Here is a 22737-nt window from a genome sequence, read left to right as displayed (position 1 = left end):
TTTTGTCACACCCTCATCCCGGATACGTATCCGAACCGCTTCTGCAGGTTTCTGATCTCACCAGTTGTGCCAGTCCTATCCTTCCACGAATTGGTTGCAGCGGTTTTGTTCCAGGTGTTATCTGACTGGTTGGTATCCCGGGCCTCCATGATACTTCCTGCAAATTCGGTTCTGACGGTCCCCTGTGCAGGTACATTCTTGTCAGCCGTGACCGCTATCCGGTAGTTCAGTGCTGCCGGGGTGCTGAATCCGCCTGCTGATCTGATCTCTCCTTTGTCCGAGATCTTTGCCTGGTTGATGTTGATGAGATCACTCTTTGCCTGGACGATGTTGCAGAATGAAGGCATCAGGATCTCATTATGATCAGCAAAGACACACCGGGGTGGTGAAGTGTCACTGGTGCAGTTGCCCATGTTGTCCATCATCAGGATCTCTGCTCCGAGGAGATGGGAACCGTCATGGCTGTTGTAGGTCAGGATCTTCTCGCTGTCGATGTTGTATGCCGATCTTCCCTGCGAGTTTGAGTTAAACTCAAAGTTCTTCACCTCGATGATGGTTCCGCCGTTTCCCATGAGTGAGTCACTGTACCTGACGAGGGAGATGAGATCAGAACTGTTGAGTTTGTTACTCTCCAGGGGAGTTCCGCTTGATACAATCCAGTCCATCTTCGTTGACTGGTCTGTGATCCCGGTTGCACTGAGTGTTGTTCCGATCGAGAAGATCTGGGACTCAGGCATACCTGACGGGAGCCGGTCTGCAGATACTCCTCCGATGAGCAGGAGCACGATAAGGATGCAGATCACCCTCATGGTGATTTCACCGTGACTGTTCCATCAGCTCCGACGGTGACGGTGAACTGTACCGGATCACCTGCCGGGATACGGATATCTTTTCCGGAGGTCGGATCTCTGGTGATCTGCATCGGTTTGAAGATGTAGACGTAGGTACCTGGCAGTGACGAGACCTGAAGTTGATAGGTGAGATGGTACGTTCCGTCTTTGAATACAAGCGGTTGTTCTCCTATTAACTGAGCCTGGGCATTTGCCGGGACAAGGATGATCCGGGCCTGGTTTGAGAGTTGGATAGAACCCCTGTTCTCAAGGACAAGGTTCAAAGTAGTCGAACTGCCTGATGCTGCACTTCCCTCTAATGTTGCAGAAGTGATGACGAGATAGACACCGGTGTGGCCAGTGGTCGGATCGCTGTTGTCCATAAAGTAAGAGCCGGAATCGTCTGTTGTCGTTGTTGTTTGTGTGGGTGAGACAGTGGGTGTAGGAGTCGGTGAGGCTGTTGGTAAAGTCCCGATCAGCGGGTTGTAATCATAGACTCCTGATGTCACTTCATACGGAGTCAGCGAGTACCCGGTCTCATTTGGTGTCTGCTGGTCAGACCATCCGTCTCCGGTGGCGTTGCTCCAGTAGTTGCCGGCATGGTATTTTCCACCGACGATGTTTGTTCCAAGCCTGGGTTCGCTGTTGTTCCAGTGGTACTGGTTGGCTGACGAGGCCGTTGCACAGACGTTCAGGTCGCTGCCGAAGTAGTTGTTGAAGATGTACCCGTTTCCGCCTCCTCCGTTGTCAGAGATGTTGAGCCCTGCATCCGTGCTCTGGTTTATCCAGTTCCCGGTCAGGTTCAGGCCTGTCGCTGAGTCAGAGATCCCGATACCGTACCGGTTCCCGGAGACGCGGTTGTCGGTGATGGTGGCGTCGTTGCCGGTAGCGTTGATGCCGAAGCCGCCGGTGAGGGAGGTGGTTGTGGCCTGGCTAACACCGTTTTCGAATGCACTGGCTGAAATGGTTGCGGTGTTGGCATTGGCGGTGTTGTTTGTAATGGTGACATAGTCCCCTGTGGACTCTATCCCAAAACCGCCGTTCGCAGAAGCCGAATTGGAATTGGCATCGGCATATATAGAAGCCGAAGCAGATGCAGAAGCATTCAGAATCGAGGTAGCCGAGTTCCCATCCGCGGTGTTGTTCGTAATGGTTGCATAGTTCCCTGTTGACTCTATCCCAAAACCGCCGTTAGCAGAAGCCGAATTTGATAAGGCATTGGCATAACCAGAACCAGAAGTTGAAGCTGAAGCATTCAGAATCGTGGTAGCCGAGTTCCCATCCGCGGTGTTGTTCGTAATAGTTGCATTGTTCCCTGTGGACTCTATCCCAAAACCACCGTTAGTAGAAGCCGAATTTGATAAGGCATTGGCATAGCCTCTGTCATAGCCAGAAGTAGAAGCATTCAGAATCGAGGTAGCCGAATTTCCATCCGCGGCGTTGTTCGTAATGGTTGCATTGTTCCCTGTGGACTCTATCCCAAAACCGCCGTTAACAGAAGCCGAATTGGCATAGGCATAGGCACTGCCAATGGCAGAAACAGAAACAGAAGCATCCAGAATCGAGGTAGCCGAATTTCCATCCGCGGTGTTGTTCGTAATGGTTGCATTGTTCCCTGTGGACTCTATCCCAAAACCACCGTTAGTAGAAGCCGAATTAGAATCGGCATTGGTACTGGCAAAACCAGAAGAAGCAGAAACATTCAGAATCGAGGTTGCCGAATTTCTATCCGCGGTGTTGTTCGTTATGGTTGCATTGTTCCCTGTGGACTCTATCCCAAAACCGCCGTTAACAGAAGCCGAATTGAAATTGGCATCGGCATAGACAGAAGCAGAAGCATTCAGAATCGAGGTTGCCGAGTTGCCAATCGCGTTGTTGTTCGTAATGGTTGCATTATTCCCTGTGGACTCTATCCCAAAACCGCCGTTCGCAGAAGCCGAAGTGGAATTGACATCGGCATTGCCAGAAGCAAAAACATTCAGAATCGAGGTAGCCGAGTTGAAACTCGCCGCATTCTCCCTGATGATCACATCATTCCCGGTCGAGTAGATACCGTATCCTCCGGTGACGTTCACGAGCGAAGTGACATCGCTTGTACTACTACTTGTACTATTGATCCCGGTAGCCAAGTTGAAACTCGCATTGTTCCCGGTGATCGTAGCATGATCTCCTGAAGACCAGATCCCATACCCACCGGTGACCTCTCCATCCCCGGTTGCATTATTGAAACACGCTACATTATCACTGATATTCGCGTAATCACCCGACGACCTGATCCCGTACACGTTCCTGCTGGCGTCATTTCCGGAGATGGCGGCCCTTACTCCGGTGGAGTTTATCCCGACGACGTTGCTGCTCACGCTGTTCTCTGATATCGTGGCTGCATCGCCGGTTGAGTATATCCCGTTCTCCTCATTGCCAGTCGCGGTGTTGCCGGTGATCAGGGATCCTAAACCGCTGGAGGCAATGCCGCTGTTTGAGTTGAAGGAGGCGTTGTTCCCGGTGATAGCGGCGTCGCTCCCGGTGGCGTTGATGCCAAAGCCGCCGGTGAGGGAGGTAGTAGTGGCCTGGCTGATGCCGTTTGCAAAGGCTGTGGCTGAAACCGCTGCTGTGTTGTGCATTGCGGTGTTGTTCGAGATAGTGGCATTGCTACTTGTTGATTCTATGCCATAGCCCCCGGTGGCTACGGCAGAATTTGAATCTGCATAGGGAGCAACTCCAGAGGCAGAAGCAATGAGGACAGCACTAGCAGAGTTGGAATCAGCGGTATTGTTCGAGATAGTGGCATTGCTCCCGGTAGATTCCATACCGAATCCACCTGTAGCCGATGCGGAATTGAAAGAGGCCTTGACACCTGTCCCAGAGTCATAAGAATAGGCAAAGGCATTTAGAACAGCAGTAGCCGAGTTGAAATTCGCATTGTTGTTCGTTATGGTCGCATTGCTCCCGGTAGATTCTATTCCGTATCCACCTCTTGCTGATGCGGAATTGGAAGCGGCAAAGGCTTTATTGCCATTCCCATAGGAATTGGCAGAGGCATTTAGAACAGCAGTAGCCGAGTTGAAATTCGCATTGTTGTTCGTTATGGTCGCATTGCTCCCGGTAGATTCTATTCCGTATCCACCTCTTGCTGATGCGGAATTGGCAGAGGCAAAGGCTAAGCCATTAGAGACATAGGAATTGGCAGAGGCATTTAGAACAGCAGTAGCCGAGTTGAAATTCGCATTGTTGTTCGTTATGATCACATTGCTCCCGGTAGATTCTATTCCGTATCCACCTCTTGCTGATGCGGAATTGGTAATGGAATCGGCTTCAGAGGAATCGACAGAGGTAGAGGCATTTAGAACAGCAGTAGCTGAGTTGAAATCCGCATTGTTGTTCGTTATGGTCGCATTATTCCCTGTTGCCTCTATCCCAAAGCCACCTGTTGCACATGCGGAATTTAAATAGACCATTTCAGAGGAAGAGGCATCAAGAACAGCCACAGCCGAATTGTTACTCGCAATATTATCCCTTATTATCACATCATTCCCCGTTGAGTAGATCCCGTACCCACCAGTGGCATTGACTTTTTCATTACGAATAAAACCAGAGGTGGTTACATCCCGGGAAGCATTCACCGAGTTGAAACTCGCGTTGTTCCCCTGGATCGTCGAGTAATCTCCGGTCGAGTAGATCCCGTATCCCCCGGTGACCTCCCATGAGTTCGTCCCGACGCTGGCGAGGGTGGAGTTGCTGTTGAAACACGCTACATTATCACTGATATTCGCGTAATCACCCGATGCCCATATCCCGTACACATTACTGCTCGCATTATTCCCGAATATCGTCGCAGATGTGTTGTTCGAATATATCCCATAATCGTTCCAGTACACCGTATTGTTCTCGATCTCAGCATCCTCTGCGTACACCGAGATCCCATGTTCAAACCCGGTGATTCCTGCAAAGTTCTCAATCGTCGCACCTTTTGCGGTTGAGTCGATCAACACACCCGATGTCCCGGTGTTGTCTGATCCGGTGAACGAGATGGTATGGCTGTTCCCGTCCAGGGTGACATCTGATGCCTGAATCTCGATGGCGAATGAATTACTGGTCTCGATATCCTCATCAAGAAAGTATGACCCGCCCCTCGTAATCGTGTACGATTTAGTGCCTGAATCGTAGGAATACCCGGCCCCTCCATCTCCTCCGGTATGATTAATCGAGACCGGGGTCCCGGATCCGGAACTGGTCACCGTCACGGTTCCAAGGGTCACAACACCTGAACCTGAACCTTCGCTCGTCGAAGAGGTTGCAGATAAACTCCTGCTCATCGAGAAGAGACGGGACGGGGCAGAAGGGGTATCAGATGAGTCGTCAGAACTCCCGGTCAGGTTGGTGCTGTTCGTCAGCGAGACACCGTCAGATACAGAAGAGTCTCCGGTGGATTCTGTCGTATTCGAGACTTCAGAGAGAGCCGCAAAGGCAGCGGTGAGAGTCGTCTCTTCTTCAGCAGAACCTGACGAGTCAGAAGCCTCTGAACCGGTCGTATTTGCTGCTGGTGTCGTCGTGTTTGATGAAGATGTACCTGACGAAGAAGAGGCTGATGATGTGGAATTTGAGGCAGATTCGGATGAAGACGTGTCTACTGTCGGGGATGTATCCGGTGTCGTCGAGTCAGAAGAGGAGAAGGAAGAGTTCGTCGCTGGAGTTGAGGGACTGCCCGATGAAGACGTGTCAGTTGTTGATGAACCTGGCGTCGAAGCACCAGATTCAGATGAAGATGAGTCAGTAGTTGGTGATGAACCGGTATCAGGTGTTCCGGAGGCACTATCAGACGAAGATGTGCCAGTCGAACCTGATGCTGAAGTGCCGGAGGTACCGGATGAAGACGTATCAGTCACTGATGATCCTGACGTGGATGTATCTGATGCTCCGGTATCTGGTGTCCCGGAATCAGAGGAAGAAGAAGAATCACCAGAGGATGCACTCACTGTCGTATCGGTTGAATTCCCGTCTGCACATACTCCGGGAGTTGCCACTGCCAAAAGGATGACAAGGATGAGGAGTGATCCATAGACCTTCATCACACAACACCCATACATTTTGTCACACCCTCATCCCGGATACGTATCCGAACCGCTTCTGCAGGTTTCTGATCTCACCAGTTGTGCCAGTCCTATCCTTCCACGAATTGGTTGCAGCGGTTTTGTTCCAGGTGTTATCTGACTGATTGGTATCCCGGGCCTCCATGATACTTCCTGCAAATTCGGTTCTGACGGTCCCCTGTGCAGGTACATTCTTGTCAGCCGTGACCGCTATCCGGTAGTTCAGTGCTGCCGGGGTGCTGAATCCGCCTGCCGATCTGATCTCTCCATGGCCCGAGATCTTTGCCTGATTGATGTTGATGAGATCGCTTTTGGCCTGAACGATATTGCAGAATGCTGGCATCAGAATCTCGTTATGGTCAGCAAAGACACACCGGGGTGGCGAAGAGTCACTGGTGCAGTTGCCCATGTTGTCCATCATAAGGCTCTCTGCTCCGAGGAGGTGGGAGCCGTCATGGCTGTTGTAGGTCAGGATCTTCTCGCTGTCGATGTTGTATGCCGATCTTCCCTGATAGTTTGAGTTAAACTCAAAGTTCTTCACCTCGATGATGGTTCCGCCGTTTCCCATGAGTGAGTCACTGTATCTGACGAGGGAGATGAGATCAGAACTGTTGAGTTTGTTGCTCTCCAGGGGTGTTCCGCTTGATACTGTCCAGTCCATCTTCGTTGACTGGTCTGTGATCCCGGTTGCACTGAGTGTTGTGTCGATCGAGAAGATCTGGGATTCAGGCATACCGGAGGGGAGCCGGTCAGCAGATACTCCTCCGATGAGCAGGAGCACGAGGAAGATGCAGATCAACCTCATGGTGATCTCACCGTGACTGTTCCATCAGCCCCGACGGTGACGGTGAACTGGACCGGATCCCCGGCCGGGATACGGATGTCTTTCCCGGTGGTCGGATCTCTGGTGATCTGCATCGGTTTGAAGATGTAGACGTAGGTCCCGGGTAGTGACGGGACCTGGAGTTGGTAGGTGAGATGGTACGTTCCATCTTTGAATACAAGCGGTTGTTCTCCTATTAACTGAGCCTGGGCATTTGCCGGGACAAGGATGATCCGGGCCTGGTTTGAGAGTTGGATAGAACCCCTGTTCTCAAGGACAAGGTTCAAAGATGTCGAGCTTCCTGATGCTGCACTGCCTGAAAATGTTGCAGAGGTGATGACAAGGTAGATACCGGGGTGGTTAGGGGCCGGATCGCTGTTGTCCATAAAGTAAGAGCCGGAATCGTCTGTTGTCGTTGTTGTTTGTGTGGGTGAGACAGTGGGTGTAGGAGTCGGTGAGGCTGTTGGTAAAGTCCCGATCAGCGGGTTGTAATCATAGACTCCTGATGTCACTTCATACGGAGTCAGCGAGTACCCGGTCTCATTTGGTGTCTGCTGGTCAGACCATCCGTCTCCGGTGGCGTTGCTCCAGTAGTTTCCGGCACGGTATGAGCCGTCGACGATGTTTGTCTCTGAAGCAGCAGTTGTTCTCATAGAATTACTGGCCAGGGTCGGTTCGGTGTTGTTCCAGTGATACCGTCCCGCTGACGAGGCCGTTGCACAGACGTTCAGATCATTTCCGAAATAATTATTGAAGATGGAGCCCCCGCCGCCTCCACCGTCGTCTGAGATGTTCAGACCTGATTCTGTACTCTGATTGATCCAGTTCCCGGTCAGGTTCAGGCCGGTTGCTGAGTCAGAGATCCCGATGCCGTACCGGTTGGCTGATACCCGGTTTTCGGTGATGGTGGCATCGTTCCCGGTAGCGTTTATGCCGAAGCCGTCGGTGAGTGTCAGGGTTTTTATAAGTGTTCCAGGGCCAGTTGCGGTTGCAGATCCGGTTATCATGTTATTGGATGCGGTGTTGTTGAAGATGGTAGCATAATCGCCTGAAGAGAGGATACCGGTGCCGCCATTGGCTGTTGCTGTTGCCAGTGAGGAGGAAGAAGAAGAAGAGGTGGAGGAGGAAGAGGAGGCATATGCAGTGTTATTACAAGCCTCGTTGTTTGCTATGGTAACGTTGTTTCCTTGTGAGTATATTCCATAACCACCACTGGATTTTGCAGTTGCCGTTGAGTCGGAGTTGTGGGGGAGGGAGGAAGAGGAGGAAGAAGAAGAGGTGGCATATGCAGTGTTATTGCAAGCCTCGTTGTTTGCTATGGTAACGTTGTTTCCTTGTGAGTATATTCCATATCCTCCATTGGTTGTTACAGAAGCGTCGGAGGAGGAGGGCGAAGAGGACGAGGAGGAAGAGGAGGTGGCATATGCCGAATTATTGTTCACCAAGTTGTCAAAAATGGTAACATTGGTACCTTGTGAGTATATTCCATATCCTCCATTGGTTGTTACAGATGAGTCGGAGGAGGAGGGCGAGGAGGAAGAGGAGGTGGCATATGCCGAATTATTGTTCACCAAGTTGTCAGAAATGGTAACATTGGATCCTTGTGAGTAGATCCCATATCCTCCATCGGTTGTTACTGTTGAGTCGGAGGGGATGTGGGAGGACAAGGAAGAGGAAGAAGAGGTGGCATATGCCGAATTATTGTTCACCAAGTTGTCAGAAATGGTAACATTGGATCCTTGTGAGTAGATCCCATATCCTCCATCGGTTGTTACTGTTGAGTCGGAGGGGACGGAGGAGGAAGAGGAAGAGGAAGAAGAGGTATATGCAGAGTTATTACAAGCCTCGTTGTTTGCTATGGTAACATTGGTTCCTTGTGAGTATATACCATAACCCCCATTGGCTGTTCCTGATGAGGAGTGGATGGAGGACGAGAAGGCATATGCAGAGTTATTGTTCCCCTCGTTGTTTGAAATGGTAGCAGTGTTTCCTTGTGAATATATACCATAACCCCCAATAACAGTCGCAGTAGCAACTGATGCAATATGGGAGGACAAGGAAGAAGCATATGCAGAGTTATTGTTCACCAAGTTGTCTGAAATGGTAACATTGGTACCTTGTGAGTAGATCCCATATCCTCCATTGGCTTTTCCTGTTGATGTTAAGGAGGAGGAAGAGGTGGCATATGCAAAGTTTCTGTTGGCCTCATTGTTCGTGATAACCGTATCATTCCCGGTTGAGTATATCCCATATCCACCGGTGACGTTCACAAGCGAATAAGCACTTCCCGAACTACTACTAGTACTATTGATCCCGGTAGCCGAGTTAAAACTCGCATTGTTCCCGGTGATCGTTGCATGATCTCCTGAAGACCAGATCCCATATCCACCGGTGACCTCTCCATCCCCAGTTGCATTATTGAAACACGCTACATTATCGTTGATATTATCGTAATCACCGGATGATCTGATCCCGTATACATTCCTGCTGGCGTCATTTCCGGAGATGGTGACCCTCGCCCCGGTGGAGTTTATCCCGACGGTATTACTGCTGACCCGGTTCTCTGAGATCTCTGCATCATCGCCGGTTGAGTATATGCCGTTCTCATCATTGCCAGTCGCGGTGTTCCAGGTGATCGTGGATCTCTGACCGCTGGAGACTATGCCGCTGTTTGAGTTGAACGAGGCGTTGTTGTTAGAGATGGTGGCGTCATTTCCGGTAGAATTGATGCCGAAACCACCGGTGATAGAGGTGGTGGTGATCGGAGCGTTTCCGGTTACGGTTCCGACGGTGATGGCGGCATTGGCTGTGTTGTTGCTTGCTATATTATTGCTAATGGTGGCATTTGTCCCGGAAGAGGAGATGCCAGAGCCACCTATACTACTAGTATTGCCAGTAATTACGGCAATACCAGAGCCAAAAGTAGAGGTAGAGGCATAATCTATCGAAGCAAGAGCAGTGTTGTTGCTTGCTATATTATTGCTAATGGTGGCATTTGTCCCGGAAGAGGAGATGCCAGAGCCACCTATACTACTAGTATTGCCAATAATTACGGCAGAGCCAGGGCCTGTGTTAGAAGCAGAGGCAGAAACATAGTATATCGAAGCAAGAGCAGTGTTGTTACTTGCTGTATTTTCACTGATTGTGACATTATTACCAGAAGAGGAGATACCATAACCACCAACACTACTTGTATTGCCGATAATTATGGCAGAGTAATAGTTAGAGCCATCAGGAAAGGCAGAGGCAGAGCCATAGTATATCGAAGCAAGAGCAGTGTTATTGCTTGCAGTATTTTCACTGATCGTGACATTATCACCCGAAGAGGAGATACCATAACCACCAACACTACTTGTATTGCCGATAATTATGGAAGAGGAAGAGGAAGAGGAACCGGGAATGGCGTTGACAAAGGCGTAGTATATCGAAGCAATCGCAGTATTATTACTTGCTGTATTTTTACTGATTGTGACATTATTACCAGAAGAGGAGATACCATAACCACCAACACTACTTGTATTGCCGATAATTTTGGCATTGGTAGAAAATGAGTCATAATCTATCGAAGCAAGAGCAGTGTTATTGCTTGCTGTATTTTCACTGATTGTGATATTTTTACCGGACGAGTAAATCCCATACCCACCCGTACTATATGCATTACCGGTATTGTCGTCAGAGCCAGTGACATGGTTATTGTATATCGAAGCAATAGCCGTGTTATCACTTGCTGTATTTTCTCTGATGATGGCATTATTACCGGACGAGTAAATCCCATACCCTCCGGTTGCACTCACCGTTGCATCCCCGCTCTTTGACACATTCACCGAGTTGAAACTCGCGTTGTTCCCTGCAATCGTTGCATGGTCCCCGGTCGAATAGATACCGTACCCGCCGGTGACCTCCCCATCTCCGGTTGCATTATTGAAACATGCGATGTTATCGGTGATATTCGCAGAATCACCGGATGACCAGATCCCGTAGATATTACTGCTCGCATTATTCCCGAATATTGTAACAGACGTGTTGTTCGAATATATCCCATAATCGTTCCAGTACACCGTATTGTTCTCTATCTCAGCATCCTCTGCGTACGCCGAGATCCCATGTTCAAACCCGGTGATTCCTGCAAAGTTCTCAATCGTCGCACCTTTTGCGGTTGAGTCGATCAACACACCCGAGGTTCCGGTGTTGTCTGATCCGGTGTACGAGATGGTATGGCTGTTCCCATCAAGGGTGACATCTGATGCCTGAATCTCGATGGCGAATGAATTACTGGTCTCGATATCCTCATCAAGAAAATATGACCCGCCCCTCGTGATCGTGTACGATTTAGTGCCTGAATCGTAGGAATATCCAGCCCCTCCATCTCCTCCGGTATGATTAATCGACACCGGGGTCCCGGATCCGGAACTGGTCACCGTCACGGTCCCGAGTGTCACAACGCCTGAACCTGAACCTTCACCCGTCGAAGAGGTTGAAGATAAACTTCTGCTCATCGAGAAGAGACGAGCCTGGGTGGTAGGGGTATCAGATGAGTCGTCAGAACTCCCGGTCAGGTTGGTGCTGTTAGTGAGAGAAGTTCCATCAGATGCAGATGAACTCTCGGTCGTTTCTGTGCTGTTCGAGGCTTCAGAAAGGGAAGCAAAGGCAGCGGTGAGAGTCGTCTCTTCTTCAGCAGATCCTGACGAGTCAGAAGCCTCTGAACCGGTTGTATTTGCTGCTGGTGTCGTCGTGTTTGATGGTGATGAAGTTGCGTCAGAAGAGGTACCTGACGAAGAAGAGGCTGATGATGTGGAATTTGAGGCAGATTCGGATGAAGATGTATCTGGTGTAGAAGATGTATCTGATGTCGTCGAGTCTGAAGAGGAAGATGAAGAGTTCGTCGCTGAACTGGAACTGGTGGTTGGTGAAGTTGAGGGACTGCCCGATGAAGACGTATCGGTTGTTGATGAACCGGTATCAGGTGTACCGGAAGTACTATCAGACGAAGATGTGTCGGATGATGAACCTGGCGTCGAAGCACCAGATTCAGATGAAGATGAGTCAGTAGTTGGTGATGAACCGGTATCAGGTGTTCCAGAGGCACTATCAGACGAAGATGTGCCAGTCGAACCTGATGTTGATGTATCAGTGGTACCGGACGAAGACGTATCGGTTGCAGGTGAACCTGACGTGGATGTGGCTGATGCTCCGGTATCCGGCGTCCCGGAATCAGAGGAAGAAGAAGTATCACCAGAGGATGCACTCATACCGGTATCGGTTGAGTTCCCGTCTGCACATACTCCGGGAGTTGCCATTGCCAAAAGGATGACAAGGATGAGGAGTGATCCAAAGACCTTCATCACACAACACCCATCCCCTGAAGTTTCTTCAGGTACTTGGCTGCCTTGGTCTTACCCTGGGGATCATTCTGTATCGCGGTCTCAAAGGCTGACTTTGCCTCTGCGTACCGGTTCTGTGCAATCCTGATCACCCCAAGGTTGGTATAGGCCATGGCTGCACCGGAGGGATCGACCTCTATCGCATTCAGAAACGCCATCTCTGCCGCGGTGATATCATTCTTCATGAACTCGGCACCCCCAATGCCGGTGTACATATCAACAGCAACCGAGCCTTTTGCATCACCTTCAGCAGACTCAAACGCAGCAATCGCTTCATCAAACCTGCCGCTGCCGGCTAGCAGTGTCCCTTTCTTGACGTTCGCCTCTGCAGTCAGTTCCTCATTACCAGAAGCAGACACCCTGCCATAACTCATCAGTGCCTCCTCCGGCCTGCCAAGCTTCTCCAGGGCAACCCCGAGATTGATCCAGCCACGACCGTATCCGGGATCGAGATCAACTGCCTTCTGATAACTCCCGGCTGCCAGATCAGACTGGCCGAGTGCCATGTAACAGGTACCGATATTATTCAGTACCGGAGCCTGTGCAGGCCCGGTCGTCTCACCGAGTTCTTTCTCAAACGCAGCAAGTGCCCCGGCATAATCACCGGATGAGAACAGATCGGTACCGGCACCTTCAGCACGGGGTATCACAACCAGAGCTGTTCCCACAACCACCAGGAGAAAGAGAAGCCATATCTTCCACCTGGACCACATCCTCTTCATACACCCGGATCTCCGGGTGCAAAGACATAAAGGTTGAGGAGAAAAAGCCGAACCCCGTCTGAAAATCCTGCATATTTTAAATATTAATTCAAAAATATAAATCCATAAATCAATCAAAATATTAAAAACGCATCAATGTGCAGGATAGATGCAAAAATAAAAAATTAAACGTAGTTAATAGATAAAAAAATTAAGAAATTCGCCATATGAAGAAGAATTATGCAATATCCTGCACATATTGACACTTAAAAAATGAGGTAACAAGAGTCATTAGTGAATTCAATCACAAAATTATTAGACCTGAAGAGCACAATATAGAAAATATAAGAGATGTGCAGGACAATTTAGGACACCGGGGATGACCGGGAGGAATTTCAACCCCGCGGGCCCGGATTCTGAAACCCGGCTGAAAGTGCAGGATTAAGGTTTTTCCTGCATCTGCACAGGCCCTTAAGAGCCCCGTAAAACCGGATATTAACTCAAACGCGGCATTGAATTCGATGTCACTGAACCGAGCGACGCTGCACAAAATTACCGAAGAAAAGACATGATCATCACACAACAGAACCGCGAGACGGTCATCCAGACATTTCGTGAGTACCCTGCAGGACTCTCGATATCAGACCTCTCACTAAAAAGCGGGATCAATCGCAACAAATGCTCTCAGATCTGTAGCGATTATCACAAAAGTGACATACTCGGGCTTATTCAGAAGAGTTCATACAAGATCTATTTTCTCAAACATCAGTCAGTCCTTACCCAGATCATCGATTCCATCAGTGGACCGGTACTGGTTGTAAACGAATCATTCGCTGTCATTGCAATAAACAAAGAGTATGTCAGATCATTCGGGATACACCCAGATGAGATCCTTGGCAGATCAGCAGAAGAACTGCTCGTCCCCCTCTACCCTGATCTCATACAGGTGATCAAAGAACAGACAGGGCCCGGAATGAGTGGGAAAACTGCCACATTCCCGGATGAAACCGGAGTACCACGCTGTAAAACCCTCACCATTGCACTGAACGAGAGCCAGTTCTGCATCATCATCCTGCAGACACAAGCCCCCCTGCAGGGTGAGAACGATACCCAGATCTCCACTGCAGAGAGCAGGTTTACAGCAGCAGTCCCGGGACTCATGGCAGAAAATACCTGGCCACAGGCACTCGGGCAGATCACTCGATTACTCCATGAAACCATACCAGATGCCCTGATCTTCACCCTGCTCATCGAGGAGCCACTCAGAACATGTATGATCCACACCCTCGCCAGCCCTGCAGGGTGGACAGAGCCGGAGATATCAGGAGTCCCCATTCCCATGACCGGCATCGAGATCCTCCAGTACAAGACCAGAGAACCGACAACCTACTACACCGGCACACCTGAATCACTCTCGAGCACCCCGCTTCCAAAACCTCTCAGGACCATGTGCCAGGAGAAGGGAATCTCCTCAATATCCCTGCTTGGAATCAGCAGTAACGGCAACAGTACCACCGTCCTCGGGATAGGAACTGAGGACAGCAGTGTCTCGATTGCACATGTGAGACTTCTTCAATCACTCTCCGGGTACCTGAACCTGCTCTGCACACTCTATCACCGTGCATCTGATATGCAGAATATAAAGGCAGGACATCAGAAGCATTACAGTGAGATCTATGCACTCCTTACCGAAAAGACACAGGAGAATGCTGCTCTTATCACCGGGACACAGCACCTCATATCAGTCCTTGAAACTGTCCTCGACTCCATGAAGATCTCCCTCATTTCTGTCAACAGACAGGGAGCCCTGATCACTGCAAACAAGACCGCATCAACGGTATACTCAATATCCGGACAGGACCTTGCAGATAATGTCCCGATAACAAACGTGCTCTCGCCTGAACTCGCAGCATCACTTCTGGCACTCATACCTGACCAGACCAGCCATTCTCCCGGTACGGCTGCTTCGCATATTGAAGAACAGCAGACCGGCAGGACCCACTGGTACCTGATACCCTCACATGGAACACAACAGGAAACCACATATCTGTATGTCGGGGAGAAGCATCCGGCTCATCTCATCAAGTACCTCAAATCAATAAACCGATAAGGGGGAGGCATAGATAGCAGTTCAGATCGTATCAGAACTGCCGGTCTTCCCATCGCGTTGTGCAGGAGCAGAACTGAGATTCTGTGTAGCCATCTGAACAATCTCTTCTAGAGAATGCTGATGTTCTGCTCCAGTACCCGCATGGTCTCGTCTGGTGAGCTGAGAGACCTGGTTCCAGAGATAGATGTCACTCGCAACAATCCGGTTCAGAACCTCGTTGTCCTGACGTACCTCCATCATGGCGGCAGCCACATGGGAGATGTCCCTGATACACATCTCAACCAGAACCTGGTCGTCATATAACAGTCTGCTGAGTCTGACCTCGGTCTCAACCGGTGCATCACTGGCAAGAAACGTCCAGGGAAAATCGATCAGATCTCCTGCAGCTGCCTGTGAGATCTGATACTTGAGTTTATCAGGCACATCAGACTGACGACCCTGCACCTGGGCAGACAGCAGGCACGGGTCAAGACCAATGATATCAGATCTCTTCTTCCCAAAAAACTGCACTGCTACCTGGTTACAATCACTGATCACCCCGTTGGCAACAATCAGGATCGCATCGCGATGTGAGTTGAAGAACTCCCGGTACAGCAGCTCATGACGCTTCTTCTCCTTCTCAACCATAAGCCTTGAATTCGCTTCTGATACCTGCTTTTCCAGGAGTATGTTATGGGTGATATCAGTGATCATGAGAAGGTACACCTCTTCTGCACCGACATTGCCATGATCATGCTGGACAGATATCCGGTACCACCTGGTCTCATCATCGGTCAGCACTGAAATGGGAGATGCATTCCGGAGAAGATCCGGGCTCGTGAGCATCCCGGTGAACCCTTCTGGAAAGACTGCGATTTCTGATGGTTGTTTCCCAAAGACCTCGGCAAGACTTGTATGCAGGATCTGCTCTGCAGTCTCATTCATGTCAATGATCTGACACCGGTTATTAAGGACCACAAGACCTGACCCGACAACGCCAAAAAACCGCTCCCGAAATACCGGAGAGAACGTGAGCAGATCAAAATAAAGCATCCCGAACCCGAATATAAGTCCACAGATTCCAAAATGTATACCAACCGGATTAAACCCGGGAAACAACTTGCTGTCAAAAAATGTGACAAGCAGAACAACCAGGCAGGATGTTCCGACAAGGATCAGAATCTGGTACCTGAACTGATCTGAAACATTCCTGTACTTCTGAATCAGAAGACCAATTCCTGCCAGATACAGAATACAGCATTTTGCCAGCGCTGACATTCCGAATATCCACAAGAAGGTATCAAGCAGTGGAATACCTGAACTATAGGAGTAATGCCGGACCATCTGGAACACGATGAATCCGATGATAGTATACACAAGGAGAAGTGCAATGATCGGCCTGGTCAGATACTTCGACTTTCCTGCATAGAGCAGACAGAAGAAGAACCAGATAGTCGTGATAAGATGACCACAAAAGATGGTCAAAAAGGTAATTGCCGGGAAGGCGGGATATGGTCCAAACTCAGGGTAAATCTCTCCAAGATTATCAAGGCTAAGGAGCAGGCAGATGATCGAAAGCAGAAAAAGGATCATCCAGAAGTAGTACTGCCCGAGGATGGTCTTCCGCCGGTATACCTGAAGCGAAAGGTACAGGAGAATGACACTGCATTCAAGTGTAAATAGTACCAGGAATGCAGCAACGGTCATATGATATACGGTACCTGAGTATTAAGGTTTGAATGTTGCGAAAGGATGGGAGATAATCTCTCCGAACATCGCGTGTGATCAGAATGTACCACCAGACGTGCGATAATATCCAATCCGGAAAAAAATACTGAAGACCAGGTATCAGGATATCGATGAAGCTCTCTGATCCCGATCTGTTCTTACTTCATCCAGCCCATATCCACATACCAGTCGTACTCATGGGAGAATCGCTCTTTGTTAAACTTTACCAGTTGACAGAAGTAATCCCGGGTCTGTTCATGTATTGCATCCTGTTCAGGGTATGAATGCTCTCCCCTGATAGACTGGGCCAGTTTCTTTCCAAGTTCAAAAGCCTGTTTCTTTGCCGGTTCGAGTGCTGACGGATCCCTGCCAATGGCAACTCCTACCCCACCGATAGCAGTTGCACCAAGTGTTGTCAGGACACTGTTCATGTACCCGACAACATCCATCTCATGGGCACCACCTGCTGTGCAGACCGAACATCCGTATTTTTTGTAAAACATCTGGCAATGGATCGCATCTGCCATCCGGTCAAACATTGCCTTCATCGGTGCAGTGACCGAGTTGATGTAATTGGGTGAGCCAAGAACAATCCCATCTGCATCCATCATCTTGTCGAAAAGATCTGAGAAATCATCAAGAAGAGGGCATTCACCCTTGGCATAGCAGAGTCCGCAGTCGTTGCAGTACAGGATCTTATATTCGTACAGGTCAAGGGATTCGATTTCAGCCCCTTCTGCCTTCGCCCCCTCGAGTACTGCATCAACGAGTGTAAGTGTTCTACTCTCCTTTCCTTTTGGACTTGCGTTTATTCCGATAATTTTCATGATATACCAGGCAGAGGATCAGCTGTTTCAGCAGAAAAAGGATCTGATGCAGCGATCTGATCCTGATAAAGACAGGTCCCCATTCAAACGAATGATAATACCGAAAGCCCTGGAATACAGGTGAGTTATTGTACCGCGGTACACAAGAGCCATGATGAGAAACTGTCCATCATATATCCAATACTACCTAACAGGAAGTAACGCCATATCGCCACCAGAATGGATAGTAACATGGACATCATTGACGTAATAAAAAGCCGCAGGTCGGTTCGCAAATACCGCTCTGACCCGGTAAGAAGAGAGGATATCATAACCATCCTTGAGGCTGCTCATTCTGCTCCTTCAGCGATGAATCATAAACCCTGGGAATTCCTGGTCATCACCGGTGAGAAGATCCTGAAGATGGGTGAGAACTTTTTACCGATAGTTGAGCAGTTTTCAGCAGGCTGGAAGTTATCCAATGTCCAGGGCTCCATCTCCCGTGATGAGTTCCTCACATTTGCACGATATTATGGGGGTGCTCCGGTAGTAATCGTGATACTCTTTGAGAAACAGAGTCATGAAAATTTCCAGAAAGCATACCTTGAGAGTGCATCTGCAGCCATGGAGAACCTGCTTCTTGCCGCTACAGCACGGGGTCTGGGAACGTGCTGGATGACCGGACCACTCGCTGATGAAGAATCGCTTCGTAGAATCATCGAGATTCCTGAAACAAAAGAGATCGTAGCGGTCACTCCGGTAGGATATCCGTTGGAGACACCGGGGCCTGTTCCTGACCAGTACTCAGGGGGAGATCTTGAGAGTAAGATCAGATGGATAGAATAGGCGCAGATGTTTCAGAGAAATATCCCGTGATTGGTTAACGGGAAAATTTTAGTCGCTTATTTCATGACAAAATAGATCGACAGAACATAATCACATTGCATCTGAAAAGAGGATTAAAGAAGTTGAAGCTGATTTTTCAACCCTCTGACAACGCTTCTTTAATCTTTGATGCCACGTCTCCATGAAGCGGCCCCTGCAGAAGAATAACATACGGACCGTGAGTGAGGATAACCCCGTTTGGTCTTCCCCGGGTCTGTGAATTAAACCCTCGAATCGCTGCATCCCGGGTCTCTTCTGACTCGAACTTCTGAACATGGATAATGATGTCAGGACTCTGATCAACAGCCTTGCAGTCTGCTGATATGACATATGTCTTCCCGCCAAGTGCTCCGGAAACATCCCAGGAGTTGTCCTTCTCACTGCAGAGAACGATCCCGGCGCTGAGCATGGCATCCTTGATCTTCTCAATAGAGGTCTCCTTAGTGAACGGGCCGGGAGGCTCATGTGAAAGGAGAATCCATCCGAATGGAAGCAGGATTATCAGGATCACCAGGATTACGGCCCCGATCTCCATCGTTTTTTGATCCATTATACTTCACCTGATTCGGTGTGGTGTTCATGAGGCATCCAGGATGGTTTTTTCAGTTTCAAAAAGACCAGCGGAGGCCCGGCCAGCAGCACTGTTCCAAGAAGGACACCAAAGACATACTCAGCAGCATTCGGGTAGTAACTTGGAGGAATCAGACCCACGATAAACGCACAGACAACCCCGATGATTCCAAGTCCACCGACAAGCCAGACTCCGATCATTCCTCCCGGTATCCGGTATGGCCGGGGCGTGTCAGCCTGACTGTACCGCAGTTTTATGAGTGAGGCAAAGACGAGAACATAGACGATGCAGAGAAGTTCCACAGTCATTGCAGAGAGTATCCAGTATGCCTGGTTGACTGACGGCAGAAATACGTACAACAGGGATATGAGGGATCCTATGATCGCCTGGGTGATCAGGACACCAACCGGGGCACCGTACTTGTTGGTATGGTCAAACATCGGTGGCATATTCCCTTCTTCTGCAACTACGGCAAGCCCTTTTGCAGGACCAATAAGCCATGAGGCAAGCAGGGCTATCCCACCCACCGTTATCAGGACTGCAACCGGAGCGATGAGCCAGGCTATTCCCATTGTGGTAAAGAAGTACTGGATCGCCTGCATGACACCTGATGCCAGGTTGAGTTTCTCAACCGGAACGGCAAACGAGATTGCCAGAGTCCCAAAGACCGTGCAGAAGAGGATGATGAGGGTTGAAAGACCCATTGCTTTTGGAAAGTCGGTCTGCGGGTTTCTGACCTCAAGGGCATGGAACCCTGCCATCTCCATTCCGGCAAAGAGGAGAATGATGGTAGAGAAGAACGGAATGGTGGAGAGTGTTATCTGTGGTATCATCGCACCAACCGAGAAATGGGGAATTGCCAGGGGAGCACCGAGGACCACCCAGAGGACACCAAGGCAGATGATGAGAATAGCCGGTATGATACTCCCGACAATAGCACCGAAGTTTCCGAATTTTGCAGAAAACTCCTCGCCAAAGTATGCAACAGCCGTTGTTCCCCAGAATGCAACCATCATGACCGTGAACATGTACCACGGACTGGATGAGAGCTGAGGGGTCAGCGCAAACGCGAGTGTTGATGCAATAAATGAGAGTGCGGTCGGGAACCAGACAAGGTTGTTCGACCATTCACAGAAAAGGGCAATAAACCCGCTCTTCTCTCCAAATGCCTGTTTCACCCAGGTATATACACCACCTCCCTGAGGCCAGCCTGTTGCAAGCTCGGCACCTGCAAGTGCGATCGGGATAAGAAAGAAGATCGTTCCGAGAAGATACCACCCGATACATGACCATCCGTAGATTGCCATAGAAGGAAAATTCCTGACACTCAGGACTGCAGCCACGTTTATCATGGCGAGCGAGAAGACACCAAGAATCTTCTTCACCGGTGGTTTGCCGGCCTTTATTACTGGTTCACTCATAATTTCCTCTGATTACTCTTTGATACAGCTGACAAGGTACTTCCCGCCAACAACCTCTACGCCATGGGTATCATGACCAAATCCCGGGAACCGGGAGTCAAAGTCCTGGAGCCCTTTCAGGTACTCGAGAATCGGTCCCTTCTGATCTCCGGCTCGTTCACCGGGAAGCAGCAGCGGGATACCCGGAGGATAGGGGACAACACCTGTTGCAACAACCCTGTCGCCCATCTCTTCGACCGGGACCTGTTCTACAGCCCCCCTGACCAGCCGCTTGTATGCATCTGCAAATGTGATCACCGGTTCAGGCAGCATTGAGAATGCCTGTGAAAGGGTCTCAAGCATCTTGTGATCCCGCTTGAATGCATGCATCTCTGTAGCAAGGTCAGGCAGGGTCATTGTGCCATACCGGTCAGGATAGGACTCAATAAGATCAGGGAAGACCTCTTCAAGCGGCGTGTTCTCATCATAGAGCCGCTTGAACTCAAAGAGTTCTGTGACAAGCGTTCCCCATTTCCCTTTCGTTATACCTACCGAGAAGAGGAAGAGGATGCTGTAATCTCCTGACTTCTCATTGATGATACCCCGGGTGTCAAGGAATTTAACCACAAGTGCTGCAGGAATCCCGAACTGCTCAAGGCTTCCATCATTTGCAACACCGGGAGTCAGGACCGTGACCTTGATCGGATCCAGCATGCAGTAGTCATCTTCAAGTCCTTCAAATCCGTGCCAGACATCACCAGGATGCAGAACCCAGCATGACGGATTGTCACGAAGCGTCTCTATCGGAGCATCGGTAAAGGATATCTTTTTGCCACTCTGGGGATCGGTAACCGCTTCAGGCTGCCACATCCCAAACCACCAGTCGGCAGGGGTCTCTCTGTGGCCGATCTCCCGGTGAATCCGGGCCATGGTCCTTCTGAACCTGATAGCCTCCTCGATACATTCATCGGTCAGGATCCTCCCTGATGGCCCGTCCATCATCTTGGATGATACATCCAGTGATGCAATGATGGTATAGAGCGGGGATGTGGAGGTGTGCATCATGAATCCCTCGTTGAATCGCGAGTGTTCAATCGGAACCCTGCCGTTTCTGACATGGACCATGGATGCCTGCGAAAGGGCTGCAAGAAGTTTATGGGTGGACTGGGTTGCAAACACTGTCGGACCGGTGGGGTCCCGTGCTCCATCCCTCATGGCAAACCGGTCTCGGTACAGCGGATTGAACCGTGCATACCCGTACCATGCCTCATCAAAATGGATCCGGTCAACAGTCTGCCCAAGCAGATGCTCAACTTTTGCAGCATGATAGCAGAGACCATCATAGGTGGAGTTGGTGATGATGGCATGAACCGGGTGATCACTGTCTGCATACTGTGTAAACGGACATGCCTGCACTTTTTTGGTGATGGCTTCAGGGGTCATCTGATCTGGGTGGATCGGGCCGATGATACCATACCTGTTCCGTGACGGGATGAGGTAGACCGGGACAGAGTGAGTCATGGTGAGGGCATGTTCTGCTGATTTGTGGCAGTTCCTGTCAACAAGGACGATATCACCCTCGGTCACTGCCCCAAAAAAGACGATCTTATTGGCAGTTGATGTTCCGTTTGTGACAAAATAGGTCTTTTCAGCTCCAAACACCTTGGCAGCATACTTTTCAGCCTTTCCGATAGGTCCTGAGTGGTCAAGCAGTGAGCCGAGTTCATCGACCGATATCGAGAGGTCTGATCTGAAGAGTTGTTCGCCAAAGAAGGTGTGAAACGCCCTGCCGACAGGAGTTTTTCGAAACGCTGTCCCCCCGGCATGGCCGGGAGTGTGCCAGGAGTATTCAAAGTCACGGGAGAATTTTATGAGTTCTGAAAAGAAAGGTGACAGCATCTGTTCCCGGTATCGCCTTGCGGCGGCTGCAATCCTTCCTGCAAGGAAATCAGGTGTGTCATCCATCAGGTAGACATATTCATTGATCTCCCTGATGATGTCTACAGTAAATCCGGCCGGAGCCTGTGAGGATGGTTGTGCAAGTAAGAAAATGGGGAGTTCTTCGTTGCGTCTTCTGATCTCATGGATGATTCTGGACGTGGATTCATGATTCTGTTGTGAATCACCTCCAAGGTTCCAGTTGATCAAGATACAGTCAACCCCGGGAAGCTGGGCTGCTGCTGCCCGGGCATCCTCAACTGATGACACGTCCCCTACAACTAATCCTGATTCTTCAAGCTTTTTTACAATTCTCCTCATTGTGCGGCCATGAGGAGTTTCAGTATTGATTGCATCATCTATGATAGCAATAGTCAGTCTCTCTTCAGGATTCATACTCTCCTCTCTGATAACAGAAGAACGGCATCAGTACCGAACATCTTCCCTTTCAGGAGGAGAAGGTACCTACCTTTGTAGAGAGGGGGATTAATCGTATAA

The 22737-nt window shown here is 49.7% G+C and carries 13 protein-coding genes; 3 read left to right on the top strand and 10 right to left on the bottom strand.

Annotation, left to right across the window (positions count from 1 at the left end):
- Positions 1–5: 5 nt before the first annotated feature.
- Together ACHZA2_RS09155 and ACHZA2_RS09150 are read right to left on the bottom strand one after the other, a co-directional pair.
- The gene (locus ACHZA2_RS09155; RefSeq protein WP_319579459.1) at positions 6–809 is read right to left on the bottom strand and encodes a hypothetical protein; all 804 of its coding nucleotides are present in this window, start codon (positions 807–809) and stop codon (positions 6–8) included.
- Positions 806–5143, bottom strand: coding sequence for a right-handed parallel beta-helix repeat-containing protein (locus tag ACHZA2_RS09150; RefSeq protein WP_319579458.1), 4338 nt, complete (start codon positions 5141–5143; stop codon positions 806–808). Before ACHZA2_RS09150 ends, ACHZA2_RS09155 begins: the two co-directional genes overlap by 4 nt.
- Before the next feature lie 64 nt (positions 5144–5207).
- Between ACHZA2_RS09150 and ACHZA2_RS09145 the strand changes: the two genes are divergently transcribed.
- Positions 5208–5888, top strand: coding sequence for a hypothetical protein (locus ACHZA2_RS09145; protein WP_319579457.1), 681 nt, complete (start codon positions 5208–5210; stop codon positions 5886–5888).
- Positions 5889–5918: 30 nt separating this feature from the next.
- Here the strand turns inward: ACHZA2_RS09145 and ACHZA2_RS09140 are convergent, their stop codons facing one another.
- The 3 genes from ACHZA2_RS09140 to ACHZA2_RS09130 are packed head-to-tail and all read right to left on the bottom strand — an operon-like array spanning position 5919 to position 12843.
- Positions 5919–6722: a hypothetical protein gene (locus tag ACHZA2_RS09140; RefSeq protein WP_319579456.1), complete on the bottom strand. Its 804-nt coding sequence runs from the start codon at positions 6720–6722 to the stop codon at positions 5919–5921.
- The gene (locus ACHZA2_RS09135; protein ID WP_319579455.1) at positions 6719–12082 is read right to left on the bottom strand and encodes a right-handed parallel beta-helix repeat-containing protein; all 5364 of its coding nucleotides are present in this window, start codon (positions 12080–12082) and stop codon (positions 6719–6721) included. The genes ACHZA2_RS09140 and ACHZA2_RS09135 overlap by 4 nt, the downstream gene beginning before the upstream one ends.
- Positions 12082–12843: a tetratricopeptide repeat protein gene (locus tag ACHZA2_RS09130; protein ID WP_319579454.1), complete on the bottom strand. Its 762-nt coding sequence runs from the start codon at positions 12841–12843 to the stop codon at positions 12082–12084. Before ACHZA2_RS09130 ends, ACHZA2_RS09135 begins: the two co-directional genes overlap by 1 nt.
- A gap of 547 nt (positions 12844–13390) precedes the next feature.
- Here ACHZA2_RS09130 and ACHZA2_RS09125 point away from each other — a divergent pair.
- On the top strand, positions 13391–14932 hold the full coding sequence (locus tag ACHZA2_RS09125; RefSeq protein ID WP_319579453.1) for a PAS domain-containing protein: 1542 nt from the start codon (positions 13391–13393) through the stop codon (positions 14930–14932).
- A 21-nt stretch (positions 14933–14953) separates the two neighbouring features.
- Here ACHZA2_RS09125 and ACHZA2_RS09120 read toward each other — a convergent pair whose 3' ends face one another.
- Positions 14954–16618, bottom strand: coding sequence for a histidine kinase N-terminal 7TM domain-containing protein (locus tag ACHZA2_RS09120; RefSeq protein WP_319579452.1), 1665 nt, complete (start codon positions 16616–16618; stop codon positions 14954–14956).
- Between the two features lie 179 nt (positions 16619–16797).
- A complete protein-coding gene (locus ACHZA2_RS09115) occupies positions 16798–17466 on the bottom strand; it encodes a flavodoxin family protein (RefSeq protein ID WP_319579451.1) in 669 nt (222 codons plus the stop codon).
- A gap of 231 nt (positions 17467–17697) precedes the next feature.
- Between ACHZA2_RS09115 and ACHZA2_RS09110 the strand changes: the two genes are divergently transcribed.
- The gene (locus ACHZA2_RS09110) at positions 17698–18291 is read left to right on the top strand and encodes a nitroreductase family protein (protein ID WP_319579450.1); all 594 of its coding nucleotides are present in this window, start codon (positions 17698–17700) and stop codon (positions 18289–18291) included.
- A gap of 136 nt (positions 18292–18427) precedes the next feature.
- Here the strand turns inward: ACHZA2_RS09110 and ACHZA2_RS09105 are convergent, their stop codons facing one another.
- The 3 genes from ACHZA2_RS09105 to ACHZA2_RS09095 are packed head-to-tail and all read right to left on the bottom strand — an operon-like array spanning position 18428 to position 22635.
- Positions 18428–18880 carry a hypothetical protein gene (locus tag ACHZA2_RS09105; RefSeq protein ID WP_319579449.1) on the bottom strand — a complete coding sequence of 151 codons (453 nt, stop codon included), beginning with the start codon at positions 18878–18880 and terminating at the stop codon, positions 18428–18430.
- On the bottom strand, positions 18880–20322 hold the full coding sequence (locus tag ACHZA2_RS09100) for an amino acid permease (protein WP_319539095.1): 1443 nt from the start codon (positions 20320–20322) through the stop codon (positions 18880–18882). The genes ACHZA2_RS09105 and ACHZA2_RS09100 overlap by 1 nt, the downstream gene beginning before the upstream one ends.
- Before the next feature lie 12 nt (positions 20323–20334).
- Positions 20335–22635 carry an Orn/Lys/Arg decarboxylase N-terminal domain-containing protein gene (locus tag ACHZA2_RS09095; RefSeq protein WP_319579448.1) on the bottom strand — a complete coding sequence of 767 codons (2301 nt, stop codon included), beginning with the start codon at positions 22633–22635 and terminating at the stop codon, positions 20335–20337.
- Positions 22636–22737 lie beyond the last annotated feature (102 nt).

Source organism: uncultured Methanospirillum sp., assembly GCF_963668415.2.
Lineage (GTDB): Archaea > Halobacteriota > Methanomicrobia > Methanomicrobiales > Methanospirillaceae > Methanospirillum.
Note: the sequence above shows the minus strand (reverse complement) of the source record. Positions and strands in the feature narration are given on the sequence as shown.

Excerpts from the sequence above, each read along its gene's own strand:
- ACHZA2_RS09135 (WP_319579455.1), bottom strand. The coding sequence starts at position 12,082 with ATGAAGGTCTTTGGATCACTCCTCATCCTTGTCATCCTTTTGGCAATG.
- ACHZA2_RS09155 (WP_319579459.1), bottom strand. The coding sequence starts at position 809 with ATGAGGGTGATCTGCATCCTTATCGTGCTCCTGCTCATCGGAGGAGTA.
- ACHZA2_RS09150 (WP_319579458.1), bottom strand. The coding sequence starts at position 5,143 with ATGAGCAGGAGTTTATCTGCAACCTCTTCGACGAGCGAAGGTTCAGGT.
- ACHZA2_RS09120 (WP_319579452.1), bottom strand. The coding sequence starts at position 16,618 with ATGACCGTTGCTGCATTCCTGGTACTATTTACACTTGAATGCAGTGTC.
- ACHZA2_RS09140 (WP_319579456.1), bottom strand. The coding sequence starts at position 6,722 with ATGAGGTTGATCTGCATCTTCCTCGTGCTCCTGCTCATCGGAGGAGTA.
- ACHZA2_RS09115 (WP_319579451.1), bottom strand. The coding sequence starts at position 17,466 with ATGAAAATTATCGGAATAAACGCAAGTCCAAAAGGAAAGGAGAGTAGA.
- ACHZA2_RS09100 (WP_319539095.1), bottom strand. The coding sequence starts at position 20,322 with ATGAGTGAACCAGTAATAAAGGCCGGCAAACCACCGGTGAAGAAGATT.
- ACHZA2_RS09125 (WP_319579453.1), top strand. The coding sequence starts at position 13,391 with ATGATCATCACACAACAGAACCGCGAGACGGTCATCCAGACATTTCGT.
- ACHZA2_RS09130 (WP_319579454.1), bottom strand. The coding sequence starts at position 12,843 with ATGAAGAGGATGTGGTCCAGGTGGAAGATATGGCTTCTCTTTCTCCTG.
- ACHZA2_RS09105 (WP_319579449.1), bottom strand. The coding sequence starts at position 18,880 with ATGGATCAAAAAACGATGGAGATCGGGGCCGTAATCCTGGTGATCCTG.
- ACHZA2_RS09095 (WP_319579448.1), bottom strand. The coding sequence starts at position 22,635 with ATGAATCCTGAAGAGAGACTGACTATTGCTATCATAGATGATGCAATC.
- ACHZA2_RS09110 (WP_319579450.1), top strand. The coding sequence starts at position 17,698 with ATGGACATCATTGACGTAATAAAAAGCCGCAGGTCGGTTCGCAAATAC.